Source organism: Pseudoalteromonas sp. SG44-17, assembly GCF_014164235.1.
Taxonomy (GTDB): Bacteria; Pseudomonadota; Gammaproteobacteria; order Enterobacterales; family Alteromonadaceae; genus Pseudoalteromonas; species Pseudoalteromonas rhizosphaerae.
This window is the reverse complement of record NZ_JACJEV010000032.1, coordinates 1-15983: the sequence shown is the minus strand read 5'-3', so window position 1 is coordinate 15983 and position 15983 is coordinate 1. Positions and strand designations below refer to the sequence as shown.

At 39.9% G+C, this 15983-nt stretch carries 13 protein-coding genes; 6 read left to right on the top strand and 7 right to left on the bottom strand.

Annotation, left to right across the window (positions count from 1 at the left end; all coding sequences use genetic code 11):
* Positions 1 to 2: 2 nt before the first annotated feature.
* The gene (locus tag H5182_RS17885) at positions 3 to 1163 is read right to left on the bottom strand and encodes a Gfo/Idh/MocA family protein (protein ID WP_182760403.1); all 1161 of its coding nucleotides are present in this window, start codon (positions 1161 to 1163) and stop codon (positions 3 to 5) included.
* A 162-nt stretch (positions 1164 to 1325) separates the two neighbouring features.
* Here H5182_RS17885 and H5182_RS17880 point away from each other — a divergent pair, with 162 nt between their 5' ends.
* Positions 1326 to 2051, top strand: a complete 726-nt coding sequence (locus tag H5182_RS17880) for an AraC family transcriptional regulator (RefSeq protein WP_145236298.1) — start codon at positions 1326 to 1328, stop codon at positions 2049 to 2051.
* Here the strand turns inward: H5182_RS17880 and H5182_RS17875 are convergent.
* Positions 2048 to 2923 carry a BadF/BadG/BcrA/BcrD ATPase family protein gene (locus H5182_RS17875; RefSeq protein WP_182734191.1) on the bottom strand — a complete coding sequence of 292 codons (876 nt, stop codon included), beginning with the start codon at positions 2921 to 2923 and terminating at the stop codon, positions 2048 to 2050. The two genes, H5182_RS17880 and H5182_RS17875, sit on opposite strands and share 4 nt — an antisense overlap.
* On the bottom strand, positions 2916 to 3656 hold the full coding sequence (locus tag H5182_RS17870; RefSeq protein ID WP_182760402.1) for a copper homeostasis protein CutC: 741 nt from the start codon (positions 3654 to 3656) through the stop codon (positions 2916 to 2918). The genes H5182_RS17875 and H5182_RS17870 overlap by 8 nt, the downstream gene beginning before the upstream one ends.
* Positions 3657 to 4055: 399 nt before the next feature.
* On the opposite strand from H5182_RS17870, the gene H5182_RS17865 reads away from it, so the two are divergent.
* From H5182_RS17865 to H5182_RS17855, 3 genes are all read left to right on the top strand, one after another.
* A complete protein-coding gene (locus tag H5182_RS17865; RefSeq protein WP_182758287.1) occupies positions 4056 to 7040 on the top strand; it encodes a TonB-dependent receptor in 2985 nt (994 codons plus the stop codon).
* A 158-nt stretch (positions 7041 to 7198) separates the two neighbouring features.
* The gene (locus H5182_RS17860; RefSeq protein ID WP_182760401.1) at positions 7199 to 10048 is read left to right on the top strand and encodes a discoidin domain-containing protein; all 2850 of its coding nucleotides are present in this window, start codon (positions 7199 to 7201) and stop codon (positions 10046 to 10048) included.
* Between the two features lie 116 nt (positions 10049 to 10164).
* Entirely contained in the window at positions 10165 to 11163 is a 999-nt protein-coding gene (locus tag H5182_RS17855) for an isoaspartyl peptidase/L-asparaginase family protein (protein ID WP_145235649.1), read from the top strand.
* A 222-nt stretch (positions 11164 to 11385) separates the two neighbouring features.
* On the opposite strand, the gene minE is transcribed toward H5182_RS17855, so the two are convergent.
* From minE to minC, 3 genes are read right to left on the bottom strand one after another with little or no spacing between them, the layout of a single operon-like run.
* Complete coding sequence (gene minE / locus H5182_RS17850) at positions 11386 to 11655, bottom strand: cell division topological specificity factor MinE (protein WP_145235646.1); 270 nt, start codon at positions 11653 to 11655, stop codon at positions 11386 to 11388.
* Position 11656: 1 nt separating this feature from the next.
* Positions 11657 to 12466, bottom strand: coding sequence for a septum site-determining protein MinD (gene minD, locus H5182_RS17845; protein ID WP_149980230.1), 810 nt, complete (start codon positions 12464 to 12466; stop codon positions 11657 to 11659).
* 5 nt (positions 12467 to 12471) lie between these two features.
* The gene (gene minC, locus H5182_RS17840) at positions 12472 to 13176 is read right to left on the bottom strand and encodes a septum site-determining protein MinC (protein WP_145235640.1); all 705 of its coding nucleotides are present in this window, start codon (positions 13174 to 13176) and stop codon (positions 12472 to 12474) included.
* Between the two features lie 169 nt (positions 13177 to 13345).
* Here minC and H5182_RS17835 point away from each other — a divergent pair, with 169 nt between their 5' ends.
* Entirely contained in the window at positions 13346 to 13627 is a 282-nt protein-coding gene (locus H5182_RS17835; protein WP_145235637.1) for a YcgL domain-containing protein, read from the top strand.
* A 4-nt stretch (positions 13628 to 13631) separates the two neighbouring features.
* Complete coding sequence (locus H5182_RS17830) at positions 13632 to 14648, top strand: lytic transglycosylase domain-containing protein (protein ID WP_149980391.1); 1017 nt, start codon at positions 13632 to 13634, stop codon at positions 14646 to 14648.
* Positions 14649 to 14918: 270 nt separating this feature from the next.
* Here the strand turns inward: H5182_RS17830 and H5182_RS17825 are convergent, their stop codons facing one another.
* Positions 14919 to 15380, bottom strand: coding sequence for a hypothetical protein (locus tag H5182_RS17825; RefSeq protein ID WP_259398329.1), 462 nt, complete (start codon positions 15378 to 15380; stop codon positions 14919 to 14921).
* Between the last annotated feature and the right edge of the window lie 603 nt (positions 15381 to 15983).

Below are 15983 nucleotides of genomic sequence, written 5' to 3'. Positions count from 1 at the left end.
TTTTATCCAATTTTAAATGGTTGCCACTTAGTGTCTTTGCTCGACGCTGCTACAGCATTTTCTATAAATGCCATTCCGCGAATTGCTTCTTTAATACCAGGCACGTCGAAGTCACTGTTAGATGCTGTGTATCCGGCTTTTTTTGCGTGAATTTGTTTTGCAAAATTGACATAGATATTGGCAAATGCTTCAAGGTATCCTTCTGGATGGCCTGCAGGTGTTCTCAGTGAATTTTGTGCCGCAGTACTTTTTAGGCCAACACCTGCACGTAATAGGGTGGTTGGCGCGTTATGACTTTTGAGCCACAAACTATTTGGTTCCATTTGTGACCACTCAAGACTTGCTTGATCGCCATAAATACGCAAATTAAGATTGTTTTCTTCTCCTAATGCAACTTGGCTAGCAAGAAGAACTCCCTTAGAGTCGTTGTTAAAGCGCAGTAAAACGGTGCCATCATCATCGAGTGTTCTGCCTGCAACAACATGATTTAAGTCAGCGCATAGTGCGGTGATTTCTAGGCCGCTCACGTATTCAGCTAGATTTGCAGCATGCACTCCTATATCAGCTATACAACAACTAATACCGGCCTTATCAGCATCTAAACGCCATTTGGCTTGTTTGGCATTTTCATCTTCGCTGGTGGCAAGCCAACCTTGGCTGTACTCAACAATAATTTTACGAATAGCGCCCAGCTCGCCATCAGTAATACGTTGGCGCGCTTCTTTAATCATCGGGTAACCAGTGTAGGTATGAGTTAATCCATATAAACAATCACTGGCTTGCAGAGTTTTTTCTAATAACAGCGCTTGTTCTAAATTTAGGGTGGCTGGCTTATCTGATAAAACGTGAAAACCTGCTTCAATTGCACACTTTGCAATTGGGAAATGCAAATGATTTGGCGTCACTATTGCCACAAAATCAATTCGTTGATCGGCAGGTAACTTAGCTTCTTCGCTAAACATTTGTTGGTAGCTGTCATAGCAACGATCTGGATTTATTCCTAGCATTGCAGCTGTAGCTTGGCTGCGTGATGGATCTGAACTAAAGGAGCCTGCGACTAACTCAATTAAGCCATCTAAGCGTGCAGCAATGCGATGGATTGCACCGATAAATGCACCTTGTGCACCACCGACCATCCCCATGCGGATTTTGGCATTATTCATGAAAAAGCTCCATGTCAGTAATCGTCTACTGAGTTTAGTTAATATCATGTTATTGATAATAAGGAATGAACAGCGTAAGGGATAATAAAAATTCGGTTGACAATGCAACAAAATCGGCGTTTTATATATTATTGCGAATTGATATTTATAGAATATATTATTATGGAAGTACAAGGGATTATAAATAAAGCGGGCGTAAATCAACTGATCGCGGCATTTGATTTATTACCTGATATTTTGTTTTGGGTTAAGGATTCTGATAGCCGAATTTTATACGCAAATCAACACTTTATTGAGCATCAAGGGTATAAGTCATTAGAGCAGATTTTACTTAAAACTGATTTTGACTTTTCATCCAAGCACTTAGCATTTCAATATGTCAATGACGATAAACGCGTAATGAATGGCTATGTGGTTATTGATCGTTTGGAGCTAAACCAAACCTCAAATGGTGAATTGGCCTGGTTTTCAACGTCCAAAAAAGCGATTTTAACTGACGATGGTCAGATACTGGGCACCTATGGCGTTACACGGCATTTACAAAAAACATCAAAGGCTTTGTCGCATGTAAGAGCGATTGAAGGGCCAGTAAATTATATACGTGAACACTATCATCGTAATATCTGTATTGAAGAACTTGCCGAGCTTGCTCATTTATCGGTAAGTGCGTTAGAGCGGCGTTTTAAAAAACATTTAGCAAAAACACCTAATCAATTTATTAATGAAATACGTTTAGAAAACGCACGTAAGCTACTTGTTGAAACTCGTTTACCTATTTCACAAATAGCCTATCAATGCGGTTTTTCTGAGCCTAGCTATTTCAGTAAACAATTCAGACGCTTATTTGGTGAGATCCCTTCGCAAATGCGCGACCAAATTGAGCCCTAAGCCAGCCGTTTAGCTAATTGAATAGCGCCTTGCTCGGGCAGGTAATGCGCATCACATAGATAACCTTGTGCTTTGGTAGATAACCAAGGAGTAATTTTCTCGGCTGTGCCTCCCATTAATGTAATGTTGTAATAGCCATGGCTAACTAAATGATCGATATAACGGGTAATATAGCGCGCTGCTTGCTCTAAAATAATAATGGCCCAAGGATCATCTTGCATTGCGAAAACTAAAGGCGCAAAACCGGCAAAAAAAGCGGGTTTGGCATTGAGTGCTAATTCTGTCAGCTGGTTACTTGTATCACAACTAAGCTGTGCCAATAAGGTATTTATTAATGGGCTTGAGGGGGATAAGCCATCTAAAACCTCTAATGCATAACGAAATAAAGTTAAACCAATCCAGCCTCCGCTTGCGCCATCACTTAATAATAATCCATGGCCTCCTAATTCAATAACGTTACCGTTTTTTATTGCTCCAGCACAAAAGCCAGTGCCTAAAATAATAATCGCACCACTGTTATCACCATGGGCACCTTGACAGGCTATGTGTAAGTCAGTTGAAAAGTTAAATTGTGCAAATGGATGCTGCCACTGTGCCATCTTTTTATTTGCACCGGCAATGCCAGCGCCAGCGAGTCCTGCATAGGCATAAATTGCCCCAAGTGTTGATAGCCCTAAACCAGCCTGTTGTAATGCGTGTTTTGTTGCATCAATAATGGATTGCTGCGCCACTTCAACGGAGGTTGCAATATTTGCTGCACCGCTTACTGCCTCAGCAAGTAGGGTGCCTTGTGCGTTTTCAAGCCTGACTCGGCATTTTGTACCGCCGCCATCAATACCTAAATACAGGGGAGGTTGAGAGTGGTTAGTCATTTTTAGCCTGCTCGTTAGTTCGTTGATTTAAAATTGCGTTAATTAATAACGGATCCACCCAGCCATCCTTGTTGTGTACACCAGAGTAGGCATGTAGTGACACTAAATTATTGTTGGCAAGTTGCCAAAGTGTACTTGCATTATCAGTGGTTACGCCACCACCAATAACAATTTCTATATGATCATTGGCGTGGCTAATGATTGTTTGTATATGATTAAGACCTTGCATAACACCTTTATCATCAGTCCATTTAGTGCCATTTGTGAGGATACGATCAATGCCCAGTTCAGTTAATAGGTCAATTGCCTTTTCGCTGTCTTCTATACAATCAAAAGCGCGATGAAATGTCGTTGCTAAATTATATTTATGTGCGCAGGCAATAAGCGCTGTGGTAGCTGCGATATCAACGTCATTGGCGTTTAGCGCACCAAAAACAACACCGGTAGCACCTGCGTGCGCCGCGTGTGCTATTTGTGTAAGCATTAGCTTCAGTATTGTTGCATCAACAATAAATTGATTCGCAACAGGTCGTATCATGATAAGCAACTCGCCTTCTGAGGGCATTGCATGAGCTGCAATAGTCATTGCTGTTTCACTAGGAGTGAGACCTTCAAGTTGCATTGTGCTGCAAAGTTCAATTCTAGAGGCGCCAGCTGTAAATGCGGTTTTTACATTATCAGCTAACTGAATATGACTATCTGCGTTTAAACAGACTTCTAAATTTTTACGCATTGTTTCGTTCCAAAATACCAGCGATGTTGTTAACAATAAAATATTTAATTATATTAGATTATAATAGAATAAATAAAATTCATTTGTAAATCATGTTCTTATTTTTGTTTTTTTACTTTTCATGAATATGGGAAGTGTTTTTATATGCCATTAATTTAAGTTGACGACTATAAACTAGCTCAGCACTAATTGGATCTTTTTTTAACCTTAACGCCGATTTTGTTCTAGAGGCAACCGAATTTCTATTATCACTTTCTTCGACAGAACCCTATTCTTGAAAAGCAGTTTAACAAGCTATTAACTCAGATATGAAACGCCTTAAAGTTTATTGGCACGGATTATCGTGGGTTTTAAGTTACTAAATACAATCAATAGCACACAATAATACTGGAGATAAACATGACCAATAATAATAACAGTCGTGAATCGGCGGGTCTTGCTCGGCGATTTAAGAAATCTGCATTGCTTCTAGCGGTGATGGCAAGCTGTAATGGCGCATACGCACAAGATCAACAAAATGAACAAGAAAGCGATCTAGAAGTAATAGAAGTCAGGGGGATTCGCGCCTCGATGGCAGAAAATTTAGCGATTAAGCGACTGTCCAATTCGATTGTTGATGCAATCACCGCAGAAGATATAGGTAAATTTCCAGATAAGAATGTGGCCGATTCTTTACAACGAGTACCTGGTGTTGTGATATCTCGCAGTGGTGGTGAAGGCGAGAATGTTAGTATTCGTGGGTTGTCATCTGATTTAACCCTCACTCAACTTAACGGTAATTTTATTGCTTCATCACCGGGTTCTCCATCTCGTTCTTTTAGCTATTCTTTACTGCCTTCGACTATGGTGCAATCGGTTGAAGTTTTTAAATCATCAGAAGCTCGCTTAGATGAAGGCGGTGTAGGTGGTACGGTTATTCTAAATAGTCGTACGCCATTGGATATGGATGCAAACTCTGGTGCATTTAATGTTGAATACACTTATGCTGATGTAACAAAAGAGTATGAGCCTAATTTTAGCGGTGTGTATTCTTGGAAAAATGAAGATGAAAACGTTGGCTTTTTACTCGGTTATACTAAGCAAGATCGTACTAACCGCTCTCTGACTGGAGATATGTCAGGCGGAGGTGGTTGGCGATGGGCAACGGGGAGCGAGCAGCCAGCAACTGATGTAAATGGCAATGAAATTACTGACAGTACTCGGCGTTTTGGGGCGTTAGAAGATGCGTATGGTAATTCCTATGATGGTGTATGGGCACCGCAAGTTGCCGGTGTGGGCATTACTGAGGAAAAGCGCGAACGTGTTGGTGTGCAAGCGACAATGCAATGGCGACCAACAGATAATTTAGAGCTGACATTTAATCACTTTCACTTTGAATTAGGTCAAGATAGAACTACTTCACAACTGATGATCCCTGAATGGAAATATAACCCTGACTATTTAACCGGTGTAATACTTGATGAAACGGGCTCTATTGTTACTGGAATGGATTTCACCAGTGGTGCAGGCGGTAGTGAAGGCAATTTAGAGTTTCCTTGGATCATAGGTAGTTATACAAAAGAAAAAGATACTTCAGATACGTATGACTTTGCATTTGAATATGCAGGTGATGTCTTTGACCTTAAAGGCAAATTTGGTCGTACGAAGGCAAGCGGTGGGCCATCGGAGTCATTTAATGCAGCGTATAAAAGCGGTCAGCCTGGCAGTCGTAGTGATTCAGGAAAAAATGAAAATGCGGCATCGTTTGCAGGTTGGCGCTTAGGTGAACGTGTTTCTTTATATGCAGATCCAGCATTACTTGCGAATTTACAAGCAGGTATTGCAGGTGATCCTGATCCAGGTTCAACAGGCTCAAGTTTCATTGTCAGTGACTTAAAAGAAGACTATGGTCAACTTGATTTAGATTACCATGTTGCTTATGGCATAGTTGATACATTGCGTGTGGGAGTTAAGCATCGAAAAGCAAGTCTGCATCGGGAAACCAATAATACATTTTTTATTACTCAAGATGGTGCCGATCGCATTGCTAGTGGGGAACTTGATCCATTCAGTCAAGGTGCAATAGATGAAGTTGCCTATCAGTGGATTGGTGGCATGCCAAACCTTGAGGATGTATTAAATAAAGAATCGGAACAAAATATTGCGGGTGGGTTTGAAGTTAATACTATGCCGAGTATTAATTGGCAGCAATATCGGGATATTGTTACTAATGAATATGTTAAATATACACGCCGTGAACCCGATTTTGTTTTTGATATTGAAGAAAAAATAACAGCTGCTTATCTTCAAGCTGATTTTTCGTTTGGTGATTTTCGCGGCAATGTCGGCGTTCGTTATGTAGAAACGCAAACACAAATTATGTCTTCAGACAAAATAAACTACTTTTTAGATGATATAAATGATGCGACCGGTGAAGATATTCTTGGTGATGAGCGTTTGGTTGATGTTGAAACTACCACATTACGCACTGTCAAAGATGACAGATTCCTACCTAGCTTAAATTTAGTCTGGGAAGCGAGTGATTCTCTGGTTATCAGAGCCGCAGCTGCCAAAACTATGTCACGCGCACCTTTTAATGATTTAGGTGCACCGGAACAATTAACCTTCATATCACAAGAGTGGGCTGACGACCGACTCGAATTTAGAGGTAACCCAGTTGATCAAGGTTGGAGTGGATCGGGTGGTAATAAAGCATTACAGCCATTTGAATCTGTGCAACTCGATTTATCAGCTGAATATTATTATGGAAATGGTTCAGCGGTTGGCATCGCATTATTTAATAAGGACGTTGATAATTTCATAGTGCCTTTGATCATTACTTCAGAACGTCCATTCGATGGTTTTACAAATCCTTTTACTGGCGTTGAAATTGTTCCAGCTGGAGACATCACAGTAACACCATTTACCACCACTGCAAATGGTACTAATGCCACTTCTCGCGGAATCGAATTATTTGCTCAACATGCTTTTGATAATGGTTTTGGTATCAATGCTAACTATACCCTCAATGATACTAATCAAGCTGATGTCAGTGTTGATGGTGAAAAAGTAGGTGAATCAGCCTTAGTGGGCAGTGCCGATGATCAATTCAACTTTTCAGCTTACTTTGAAGACGATAACTACAGTGTTCGGGCATCTTATAACCGCCGTGGGAAAATGGCCTTAGGATTAGCTGATGGCTTAACTGTATCCCAAGAACCTTATCAACAAGTTGATTTAAATGCGTCATACAGCGTGATGGAAAATTTAGTGCTCTCGGCATCGGTTATTAATTTAACAAAAGAAGAGTCACGAACATTCTATGGTGATGATAGTAAAGCGCGACTTCGCAGTAGCAGCTATAGCGGTCGCCGGTATTATGCTGGACTAACCTATCGGTTTTAATTGTTAAGGTTTGGCTAAAACGTTTTATCAACAGGCTAACTAAGCACTTGTTAAAAAGAGTTTTTACGTACTCAGTGACAAGTTATAACCGTTTAATAAAACAAAATGAATACGGTTAGTTAGCGTGTTATCAACAGCTGATTTTAAAAGGCAAAATTATGAATACACTAAATATATTTAAACTTGTAGGGACCTCACTTTTAACTGCAAGTTTACTTAGCGCATGTGGTGGATCAAGTAATGACCCAAAAGTAGATAATGTACCAGTAACACCTGATGTTACACATGCTGAAATTGCAGGGACAATAATCAAAGGTGTTTTATCAAATGCAGATATCGCCGTTACTGCGCTCAATGGTAGTAATTTAACAATAAACAGTGCCAGCAATACCGATCAAGAGGGCCGCTTTTTTATTGAATTAAGCAGTGAGGCAGGTTTTGGGATCAATTCCACCGTAAAACTTAATATTTCAACCACGGATAGTTCTACAATGCAATGTGATGCGCTGCGCTGTGGTGATGCTGAATTTACACAATTAACCAGTGGTGCAGCAATTGCTGGGAGTGTATTTTCAACGTTAGGGCAATTAACGGTACCTTATGGCAATGATGCCGATGGTGTTGCAGACACAACTTTGCAAGCCAACGCATTAACAACTTTGGCGACTCAACTTGTAGAGCAACAAATTGCTGATGGTCGAAATGTATCAACTGCAGAGTTAATGGCATTAGCACAGGCGCAAATGTCTGCGTTGTTGTTGCGTACTATGGGTTGGCAAACGGGCAATACTAATGTTTTTAACATGGCAGTGATAAGTGCTGACAAGCTCGACAACTTCATACTAGGTGAAAGTTGTGAAGAAAATGATAGCGCAGAACAAGTATGCTCAACGCAATATGCAGATGAGGCAATAATTAAACTATCGTTGTTAAATGCTTCTTTTGCACAGTTTAGTGAATCTGATAATTTAAAATCAGTGATGGATAATGCGCAGCAGAATATTAGGGCTGCACTAAACGATGACGCAGATGCGCTAGCTGCCTTTCGTCAGCGTATTTATGATGCCATTAGCAGTCATCCTCTAACCACTGAACTAGGCTTAACTGCAGATTCGATAGTTGATCTGTCATTACCGCTTTTTGATGAAGCATTATCAACAGGCCCACTTCAAGAAATCACCACACAAGAGAACTTAACTGGTGCAGTATTTACAGCTAGAAACGCAATTAGTGATGCTGAAAGTGCAGCTAAAGCCTTTGATAATAACCTAGATACTAAATGGCTTGATCATAATGATTGGTTGGGGGCACCAAGTGAAGCATCACCTTCATGGATACAAGTTGATTTTGCAAAGCCACAGGCTGTAAATAGTGTATTCATTACCAGTGCTAACGATGCGCCAGAGCGAGACCCAGAGAATTTTACCATATTGGGGTCTAATGATGGTGGAAAAAGTTGGTTTGAGCTTGCAAATATTATTGGTGCATCATTCGAGGATCGGCTTTCTCGCCAAGAATTTAGCTTCGTTAATGGACAAAAGTACCTTAGTTATCGAGTTAATATTACAAAAAATAAAAACAATGATGGGTTAGTGCAAGTTTCGGACATTCAGATGGTAGGCCCTGTTTTTACAAGTGTTGATCATACTGATATTACCAGCGGTACTACCAGTGCTAGTAATAGTATTGGGGATGCAGAAAATGCAGATAAAGCATTTGATAATGACCCTACAACAAAGTGGTTAGATCACAATGATTGGCAGGGGGCTCCAACTGAAGACAAGCCATCATGGATACAGATGGACTTTGTAAGTCCTGTAGCCGTGGATCAGTTAGTAATTGTCAGTGCTAATGATGCGCCTGAACGTGACCCAGAAAACTTTGCTTTACTAGCTTCTAACGATGATGGCACCACGTGGCAAAAACTTGCAACTTGGGTAGGAGAATCATTCGACTCTAGAGCACAGCGCAGAGCGTTTTCTTTTTCTAATCAACTAGCATTTAGTAGTTATCGTTTAGAAGTGACCAAAAATAAGAATAATGATGGTTTATTACAAATAGCTGATATCGATTTAATTGGCCCTGAATTGCCAGGAGAAGATCATAGTAAAGTTGCAGGAGCAAGCTACAGCGCACGTAATAGTATCAGTGATAGTGAAGGTGCAGCGCAAGCATTTGATAATAATGTAAATACCAAATGGCTTGATCATAACGATTGGCAGGGACCACCAACTAATGCTGATCCAGCTTGGTTGCAAGTTATTTTACCGCAAGCAAAAGCAGTTAATACACTGACACTCACAAGTGCAAGCGATGCCCCTGAGCGCGATCCTGAATCATTTACTTTAATGGCATCGATGGATGGTGAAAACTGGTTGGATATCGGTGCATGGGTCGGCGAAAGTTTTGATCAGCGCCTAGAAAAAAGAACGTTTCCTGTGGCAAATACACTCGCGTATAGCCACTACCGATTTGCTGTAACTAAAAATGCCAATAATGATGGTTTAGTTCAAATTGCCGAAGTTGGTTTAATTGGTCCTGACTATGCTTTTAAAGATCTAACTTCACTTACCGGTAGTGTATTTAGTGCCCGCTTTAGTATTGGTGATGCAGAAAGTGCAGATAAAGCATTTGATGGTGATATACAGACCAAATGGTTGGATCATAATGATTGGCAAGGAGCGCCAACAGAAGAAAATCCAGCATGGATCCAAGTTGATTTTAGTGATCCGCAAACGGTCAGCGGTCTTGCAATAACCAGCGCCAATGATGCACCTGAACGAGACCCTGAGAACTTTAGTTTATTAGGTTCAAATGATGGAGGCCAAACCTGGACTGTTGTTTCATCATGGTTAGGCGAAAGCTGGGATGAGCGTTTACAACGTCGTTCATTTGAATTCAATAATGGTTTTGCTTTTTTAAGCTATCGTCTTAGCATTAGCAAAAATGCAAATAATGACGGATTACTACAAATTGCCGAAATCGAGTTACTCGGATTAGAAAAATAATTTTAATTACTTACAGGTCAGAGGGCTATCCCTCTGGCCTTATTTTTAATGATTCTGAGTGGGACTTTAAATAAAGCTGCAACGATATTACTAAAATGAATAACTAGGATTTAGTCATGAATAGTAAAAGACAATTTTTAAGACAATCGATAACCGCTGTACTAGCCGTAGGAGCGAGTACACTGACGGCAAAAGTATTGGCTCAAAAACAGGTCGTTAATAAATCAATTAAAAGCTTAAATTCGCAACTTAAACCCATAGTGGTCTCAACGTGGCAACATGGTATAGCGGCTAATAAAGCCGCGTGGCAGGTACTTGCTGAGCATGGTAAAGCCATTGATGCTGTGGAAGCCGGTGTGCGAATTCCTGAAGCAGACCCAAATGTGATGACAGTAGGATATGGTGGTTACCCTGACAGAGAAGGCAACGTTACTCTCGATGCCTGCATTATGGATGAAAATCAAAACTGTGGCGCAGTTGCATTTTTACAACACATTAAGCATCCCATCTCGGTTGCCCGGTTAGTGATGGATAACACCCCGCATGTGATGTTAGTAGGTGAGGGGGCGCTGCAATTTGCTAAATCACAAGGGTTTATAGAAGAAAACTTATTAACTCCGCAAGCCAAAAAGGCCTGGCAAGATTGGCTGGTGGAATCAAAATATGCGCCCGTGATCAATATTGAAAACCACGACACAATCGGCATGTTAGCGCTTGATAGTAATGGCGATTTATCTGGGGCGTGTACCACTAGTGGCGCGGCCTTTAAAATGTCAGGCAGAGTAGGTGATTCGCCCATTATAGGTGCCGGTTTGTACGTTGATAATGAAGTCGGTGCTGCAACGGCAACGGGCATGGGCGAGTTAATGATAAAAACGGTAGGCTGCCATTTAGTAGTTGAAATGATGCGCCAAGGTATGACACCTACTCAAGCGTGTAAGGCCGCAGTTGAGCGAATTGCCCATAAGCTGGGTGATTATAAACAGTTTCAAGTCGGTTTTTTAGCCTTGAGTAAATCTGGTGAATATGGCTCTTATTGTATTCAACCTGGTTTTAATTATGCAGTTACCTCAAAGGCAGGAAGTAAATTACTTGATTCGGCGAGTATTCTTTAAGTGCCGAATTAAAGAGTTTAAATAATGCGTGGTATTTTTTTAAATATGTGCAGCAAACTATAGAACTTTATTTATCATAATGTCCTTTGATTGATACCTATAGCTAGACTAACAATCAACGACTGAGCTTTTTGTAACAGGCAATGATGTTGAACAGGAGTAATTTGAACATTAAATAAAGTAATAAAATGTGAAAAGGGCGCTGTAATAGCGCCCTTTTAGTTATTTCTTTTCTTTCTCTTCGTCAGGTAAAGTGACGTTGAGCTCTAATACCGCTAAGTCATCTTCGTTTTGATCGAATTGGACTTGAACCGCGTCATTACTGATGTTGACGTATTTACGGATAACATCAAGAATATCCTGTTTTAATTGTGGTAAGTAATCAGGTGTACCACGCTGTGAGCGCTCATGCGCAACAATGATCTGCAATCGCTCTTTTGCTAGTGACGCTGTATTTTTCTTTTCTGAGCGGAAGTAGTCAAGTAGTGACACGTTAACCTCCAAATATCCGTTTGAACAAACCTTTCTTTTCTACATCTAAGAAGCGAAATTCGACTGTTTCACCTAATAAGCGATTAATTGCATCGGCATAAGCTTGTCCAGCATCAGACTCTGTATCTAATATAACTGGCTGGCCTGAGTTTGATGCACTTAATACCGCTTGTGATTCAGGTATTACACCTAACAATTCGATAGAAAGAATATCTTGCACATCTTCAACTGACAGCATTTCACCTCTGGCTACTCGCTCTGGGTTATAGCGAGTCAGTAATAAATGTTCTTTTATGTTTTCAAGTCCTTCTTCAGCACGTTTAGATTTGCTATGCAAAATACCTAAAATACGGTCTGAATCGCGAACTGATGATACTTCAGGGTTCGTTGTTACAATTGCTTCATCAGCAAAGTACATCGCCATCATAGCGCCGGCTTCAATCCCTGCTGGCGAATCACAGACGATATAATCAAAGTCTTTTTTCAGCTCGTTTAATACGCGTTCAACACCTTCGCGAGTTAAAGCATCTTTATCGCGAGTTTGTGAAGCAGGTAATAAAAATAATTTATCTACCCGTTTATCTTTGATAAGTGCTTGATTTAAATTTGCTTCACCGTTTATAACGTTAACAAAATCATAGACAACGCGACGTTCACAGCCCATGATCAAATCAAGGTTACGTAAACCGATATCAAAATCTATAATGACTGTTTTATAGCCCTTAAGTGCTAAACCTGTGCCAATTGCAGCACTTGATGTAGTTTTACCTACACCACCTTTACCTGACGTAACGACAATGACTTTTGCCATAAGATTTATCCTTTAACCAAAGCTGAAATTTCTAATGATTCATTTTTTTGTTGGATTTGTGCAGCGTTGCCCCAGAACTCACCTTGCAGAGAATCGCTGATCCAGTAGTTGCCATTGATAGAAACAAGTTCTGCTTCTAATTTTTGGCAAAAAATACGTGCTTCGTTGTAACCTTGTGCGCCTGCTATTGCGCGACCACGTAACGTGCCATAAATATGTACATTGCCATCAGCAATCACTTCTGCACCATGGCTTACCGCACCAATGACGATTAAGTCACGGTCTTTAGCATACACTTGTTGACCAGAGCGCACTGTGCCATTGATAACTTGGGCAGGTAAGTAAACTGTTTTCTCAACAATTGAAGTATTACTCTGCTTTGTAACAGGTTCACTCTTAACGTCTTGTGAATAATTTAAAACTGAGAGCCCAGCGGCTTTGGCTTGCGTATGTTGCTCATCAGAGCCATTACAGACTCCAACAGCATTAAAGTTCATTCGTTCTAATAAAGACTTTAGATGAACAAAATCAACAAGATTATTTTTTATCTCAATTAAATTAACAACAATAGGAGCACCCTCAAAAAAACGAGGGGCTTGGGCAATTTTTATATACAGTTGCTCAGCTAACAGGTTTATATCAGTACTATAAAGATGTAAAACTGATAACGTAAAAAGATTCCCTTTTAGCTCAAAAGTTTGGTCCGACATACACGCTCAATTGAATAGTGTGATCAGAAATCAATTTTAGATAAACGCAGGCTGAATAAGGCCTATGTTTATATGGATAAGGTGAAATTTCTAATCTAATTTTTCTAACTTATTATGACTCTCATGTTATAGTGTGCAGCACTGTTAAGCAAGATTTTATAGGGTCATAATGCTGACTGCGGTATATAAAAGTAAGAAAAAAGCGGATACCTTCCTTTTCGTAGAAAAAAGAGATGATTTTAGCAAGGTACCGGAACCTTTAATGGCTATGTTCGGTCAACCTCATTACGTAATGTTAATTAATTTAGCAAAACGAACGCATTTAGGCGGGGCTGATTTAAGTTTGGTTGAGAAATCATTAACTGATGTCGGGTTTTATCTCCAGTTACCGCCACCTGAAGCTAACTTACTAGCTGAGCATAGAAAACAAAATGGAGTTGATAGTGACTAAACATATAATGACTAAATTGGCTGCAATTTTATGTAGTGCCTGTATCAGTACATCGGCACTGGCCAAGACCCAAGCACAATTTGATGAATATGTTGCAGGTTTAAAACAAGAAGCAGCACAAAAAGGCTACGATAGTCAATTAATTGAAGATGCCTTCGCTACAGCACACTTTAAAGAAAAGGTAATTTCTGCTGATAAAAATCAGCCTGAAGTTAAAGAAACCTTAGAGACTTACTTACCAAAGCGTGTGCCACAATGGAAAATTGACCGCGCACGTAAACTATACGCTGAAAATAAAGATATTTTAGAACAAATTGCAGCCGAGTACGGCGTGCAAGCACGCTTTATTGTTGCGTTATGGGGCCTTGAAAGTAATTTTGGTAAAATCCAAGGCGGTCACAACGTTATTTCATCGGTAGTCACGCTGGCTTTTGATGGCCGTCGCGAAACTATGTATAAAAACCAACTATGGGCCGCGCTTGATATTTTAAAGGAAGGGCACATTACTTTAGATAAATTCAATGGTTCATGGGCAGGTGCAATGGGGCAAACGCAATTTATGCCAACCTCATTTAATGCCTACGCGGTAGATTATGATAAAGATGGTCGAAAAGATATTTGGACCACCCAAGTTGATGCCTTTGCATCAATAGCTAACTATTTAAAGCAAGCTGGCTGGAATAGTGATCTTACTTGGGGTCGTCAAATTAAGTTACCACAGAGCTTCGAACCTAGCTATGTATTGCAACGTGGAACTAAAACACGTACTCAATGGTTAGAGTTTTGGGCTGATTCAGAGCGTTCACTAGCTGATTGGCAAGCTTTAGGTGTACGTAAAATGGATGGTACTGATTTACCAGCCGTAGATGTAACGGCGGCATTGGTTATGCCTGATGATATGAATGGCCGTATGTATTTAGCTTATGATAATTACAAAGCGTTAATGCATTGGAATCGCTCATATTACTTTGCCACCAGTGTTGGTTACTTGTCTGATCGCATTGGTTACCCAGCGATTTAATAAGTAATTAGGTGCTAGGCTCTAGGTAATTAGGTACTAGGGCGTTTACAGAAAGCGCGAGTTTATCTCGCGCTTTGCTTTGTAAAAAATGTATAAACTTGCAAGGGTCGGTAGGCTTTAAGTTGTATGTCCGGAGTTAAACTTGACTGCGTAGGTTGGGTAGAGTGCAGCGAAACCCAACGAAAAATCCTCTGTAAACCTGAACTAAAAAACTGCATTAATTAATAAGCGTTATATTTATTCTGTGTTGTGTTTAAAAGCTTGTTATAACTACTTTTTCACCAGTTTCAAATTATAAAAATTATCTCTGATAAACTTATAAAGCCTTAAATTTGGCCCATGTTCTATTAAATCTTTAATAGGTAAAGTCCATTCATCAAAACCTTTCATTTTAATAACCAATATGTGCATCTCAGCTTCCTCTGCATTACTACCTGCGACAGCACGCTTATGGCCAATTTCATAACGCATGGATTCTAGTCGGTCTTTATAAATAACATCAGTACCGAACACACCATCTCGAATATGTAGTTTCCCTTTGCTAATCCACGCAGCTGGTTTAGTTCCGTTCTTAAACCAAAATATGAATGAAGCTAAGTAGCAAAGAGTAATAATTGATAATGAATACACCCATTCCAACCCAAGCTCTGCAAGTAAAAGTACCACGAAAATCATTGGTGATAGAGAGGCTAAAAATATCTGAAAATAATCTCGATTTCGAGGTAACACCATAATTGAATTTAACACCATTCCTTAGATAGCATAGCGACTCAGCCTTCCTATTTGAGTAATTGATAATACACTAAAACGGCAATTATTATAAATCGTGATAATTCCAGTAATAACTGCTTTTGTAAACAGTTAATTAAACTAACTGGAATTATGGCTTGTAATTTTGCAACAAAACAACGGTGAATAAAGCTATCGGAAAAATCGAAATCTGTATTTACTTGTTACCTAACAGGTACAAGTTATCTTTTTTATTTACCACAAAGGCGCTTAGCGCTGCACCGAGTAAAAATTTTTGGACTTTTATTTACTTCTCGGTGAACTCGGTGAACTCGGTGTGCTCTGTGGTTAATTTCTTTAGTAACTAGCAACCTAACAAACCGCGTTTCAATAATGTAGTCAGGATTGTCAAAATGATGCCAACATGAGATTAAATTAGGTATTTGTCTGGCTCTAACTAGCACAACTTATCTTTTTATTCACCACAGAGAACACAGAGGCGCTTTGCGCTGCACAGAGTAAAAATTTTTGTACTCTTATTCACTTCTCGGTGAACTCTGTGGTTAAACTTTTTTAGAACCTAGAACCTAGAACCTAGAACCTAGA

Excerpts from the sequence above, each read along its gene's own strand:
- H5182_RS17835 (WP_145235637.1), top strand. The coding sequence starts at position 13,346 with ATGCTGACTGCGGTATATAAAAGTAAGAAAAAAGCGGATACCTTCCTT.
- H5182_RS17860 (WP_182760401.1), top strand. The coding sequence starts at position 7,199 with ATGAATACACTAAATATATTTAAACTTGTAGGGACCTCACTTTTAACT.
- minD (WP_149980230.1), bottom strand. The coding sequence starts at position 12,466 with ATGGCAAAAGTCATTGTCGTTACGTCAGGTAAAGGTGGTGTAGGTAAA.
- H5182_RS17855 (WP_145235649.1), top strand. The coding sequence starts at position 10,165 with ATGAATAGTAAAAGACAATTTTTAAGACAATCGATAACCGCTGTACTA.
- H5182_RS17875 (WP_182734191.1), bottom strand. The coding sequence starts at position 2,923 with ATGACTAACCACTCTCAACCTCCCCTGTATTTAGGTATTGATGGCGGC.
- H5182_RS17865 (WP_182758287.1), top strand. The coding sequence starts at position 4,056 with ATGACCAATAATAATAACAGTCGTGAATCGGCGGGTCTTGCTCGGCGA.
- H5182_RS17885 (WP_182760403.1), bottom strand. The coding sequence starts at position 1,163 with ATGAATAATGCCAAAATCCGCATGGGGATGGTCGGTGGTGCACAAGGT.
- H5182_RS17870 (WP_182760402.1), bottom strand. The coding sequence starts at position 3,656 with ATGCGTAAAAATTTAGAAGTCTGTTTAAACGCAGATAGTCATATTCAG.
- H5182_RS17825 (WP_259398329.1), bottom strand. The coding sequence starts at position 15,380 with ATGGTGTTACCTCGAAATCGAGATTATTTTCAGATATTTTTAGCCTCT.
- H5182_RS17880 (WP_145236298.1), top strand. The coding sequence starts at position 1,326 with ATGGAAGTACAAGGGATTATAAATAAAGCGGGCGTAAATCAACTGATC.
- minC (WP_145235640.1), bottom strand. The coding sequence starts at position 13,176 with ATGTCGGACCAAACTTTTGAGCTAAAAGGGAATCTTTTTACGTTATCA.